Origin of the sequence: Sulfuricurvum sp. RIFOXYD12_FULL_44_77 (assembly GCF_001830725.1) — a bacterium.
Taxonomy (GTDB): domain Bacteria; phylum Campylobacterota; class Campylobacteria; order Campylobacterales; family Sulfurimonadaceae; genus Sulfuricurvum; species Sulfuricurvum kujiense_A.
Genome location: NZ_MIBU01000008.1, coordinates 1 through 2,803, shown reverse-complemented (window position 1 = coordinate 2,803; position 2,803 = coordinate 1). Strand labels below are relative to the sequence as shown.

3 protein-coding genes are annotated in these 2,803 nt (G+C 41.9%); 2 read left to right on the top strand and 1 reads right to left on the bottom strand.

Annotated elements, in window-relative coordinates:
* Positions 1 to 758, top strand: a 758-nt coding sequence (locus A2517_RS00415; RefSeq protein ID WP_294893383.1) for an amidohydrolase family protein, incomplete at its 5' end; no start/stop codon positions are given.
* A gap of 3 nt (positions 759 to 761) precedes the next feature.
* Here the strand turns inward: A2517_RS00415 and A2517_RS00410 are convergent.
* On the bottom strand, positions 762 to 1,061 hold the full coding sequence (locus tag A2517_RS00410) for a chorismate mutase (RefSeq protein ID WP_294893382.1): 300 nt from the start codon (positions 1,059 to 1,061) through the stop codon (positions 762 to 764).
* A gap of 221 nt (positions 1,062 to 1,282) precedes the next feature.
* Here A2517_RS00410 and A2517_RS00405 point away from each other — a divergent pair, with 221 nt between their 5' ends.
* On the top strand, positions 1,283 to 2,686 hold the full coding sequence (locus tag A2517_RS00405) for an FAD/NAD(P)-binding oxidoreductase (RefSeq protein ID WP_294893381.1): 1,404 nt from the start codon (positions 1,283 to 1,285) through the stop codon (positions 2,684 to 2,686).
* Positions 2,687 to 2,803: the final 117 nt, after the last annotated feature.

Below are 2,803 nucleotides of genomic sequence, written 5' to 3'. Positions count from 1 at the left end.
TCGCACAGTATTTAAAAATGGCGGATAAAGCACTGTTTTATAAAGCTGAAGACAAAAGTCTCTTTGAGAGCGGAGTGATGTCTGACGGTGCCGTTGCCGCTCAACTGGGATTGCCGGGGATATCGCCGATGTCGGAAGTGGTCCATATTGCGTCGATGATTGAAATAGCTCGCCATTTTGGGATTAAAATCGTCTTTAAAAGCGTTAGCGAACCTCGATCGATCGAATTGATTGCTCAAGCGCGTAAAGAGGGGATAGATGCAGAGTGTGAAGTGGCTATTCATCATTTGTTCAAAAACGATACGGCGTGTCTCGGGTTTGATACCGATGCGAAAATCAATCCGCCATTGGTCAATGAAACCAAACGGCTCACGCTGATCGATGCGCTGAAGCGAGGGGACATTCACTCCCTTACATCTCTCCATCAACCAAATTCCGATGTCAAAAAAGATATCACATTTTACGATGCCAATGTGGGGACGACTTCTATCGCTGAGTATTTACCGCTGGCCTATACGTATCTGATTAAAAACAAGATTATCAATATGGCTAAACTCATCGATTTGGCTTCCCGCACTCCGGCAGAACACATAGGGATCAAAGCGGGAGAAATTGCAGTAGGATTAAGCGTTGATTGTATTTTGTTTGATCCTTCACAGATAACGCAGGTTCCACACCATCATAGCCTCTATAAAAACGAGACGTTAAATGGAAAAGTAATAATGGCTATTTGCCGTGGGGAAGTGACGAAATTCTAAAGATTAGAGTGACTTGGCATTTCTAAACTCGGAAATCTCTGCTTCGACCATGGCATCGATCATAATTTTATAAAGGGTGGTAAGGAGATTCGGAGAGACACCGAACTCCATAGCGCGGGTACGGACACGATCCATTACCGCTTCCATCCTCTCATTGGCTTTTATCTCTTCAATGGAGTGTTTAAAATTTGCCGCTTGTTTGACATAGCTGTTGCGAGCAGCGATAAGTTCGACGATTTGATCGTCTAGACGGTCGATATGGTTACGAACTTCCGCTAGGGAATGGCACTCTTCAATTTTCATTCAAAATCTCCCTTTTATACATAACGGTATCATACCATATAAAGGTATTTCTCTATATGTATCACATTCCTATCACACTAAAACGTATAATATTATCTTATTTCGATTTTTTTTACATATTTCACTATTTCTTATAAATATTTAAGAGTAAGCGGATTATTATGTCCACAGCGATAATTCAATTTCGCAATCGATATTGCATACGATGAAGGAGACTCATTATGAACATTTCAAGACGTGACTTACTTAAATTTGCCGGTCTAAGTGCAGCTGCAGCTGCTGTGACAGGTTGTACAACTGCTACAGGTGCAGCTCCGGGTGCACAAGGTGCATCTAGTAAAATGCTTGGCAAACATCAAGTAGTTATCATCGGTGGTGGTTGGGGCGGTTTGACCGTTGCTAAAGAGTTGAAAAAAATTGATCCTAAATTCGATGTTGCGATTATCGAAAAAAATGACAGCTTTATGTCGTGCCCGTTTTCAAACGCAAACCTCGGCGGACTTAAAGGTGTAAGTCTTAGTACATTAACTCATGACTATTCACAAGCAGTAGAGAAAAATGGTTACGGTATGTTGACGGCAGTAGTTACCGGAATCGATCGTGAAAACAAAGTGGTACATACCTCTAAAGGTGGAGTTGGTTACGATATCCTTGTTCTTGCTCCGGGTATTGAGTATAACTACAAAGGACAATTCCCTGCATGGTCTGATGCAAAAATCGCAAAAGCACGCCGTGTTGCACCGGGTGCATTGATTCCTGGCGGTGAACACGTTGCTTTGGATCGTTTGGTAAAAAATATGGATGAAGGTGATGTCGTTATCACTGTTCCTGCAGGTAAATTTCGTTGTCCTCCGGCACCGTTTGAGCGTGCAAGTATGATTGCAAACCACATGAAAAATGAAGGTTTGAGCGGTAAAGTTATTATTCTAAATGAAACGGCTGATATTGCAAAAGGGGCTGCGTTCAAAGAAGCATGGGCAGATGTGAACAATGGTGTTGTTGAACATCGCAGTAACTGCAAAATTACCGATGTCGATTTCGATAAAAAAGAGATCACGTATGTTCAAACGGTATTTGCTAATAAAGAAGATACAGAGGGTGTAAAAACTACCCATACGGCTAAATATGGTGTTTTGAATCTTATCCCGCACAATATGTCAAATCCGATTATCCAAATGGCAGGTGTTGCGACAACTCCGGACGGATTCAAAAAAGTTAAAATGGCGACTAGTCCTGAAAAACCGGTTTCATTCCAAACAGCGACCGATGCAGCTGTTTATGCAGTCGGTGACGTTGTCGGACATGCGATTCCACCGAGCGGTCAAACAGCTATCTGGTCAGGGAAAGAGTGTGCGAAAGAGATCGCTCATGTTCTTCACGGTAAAAGCTATAGCGTTGCTTCAGCACTTCCGTACAAAAGTGCAAACGTATGTTACTCTATGGTTAACGGGAATCCTGAAGAAGCAATTATGGTTAACCATGAATTTATGGTTGCAGGTCCGGTTATCGGTTCTAAAGGTAGCGTTCCAAAAGGGGATGAAGCGAATAATAAATTCCGCTCATCAGGTCTTGCGAAAGCAACACACGATTGGTATAAAGGCGCAATGCGCGATTTGTTTAACTAATACTAGTTATCTTACTCTCCACCCGGAGAGTAAAAGAAAAATCTGCTACACTTACTACTCAAAATCATTCACACGGAAAACATTATGGATAGAAGAAATTTTTTAAAAGTAGTTGCT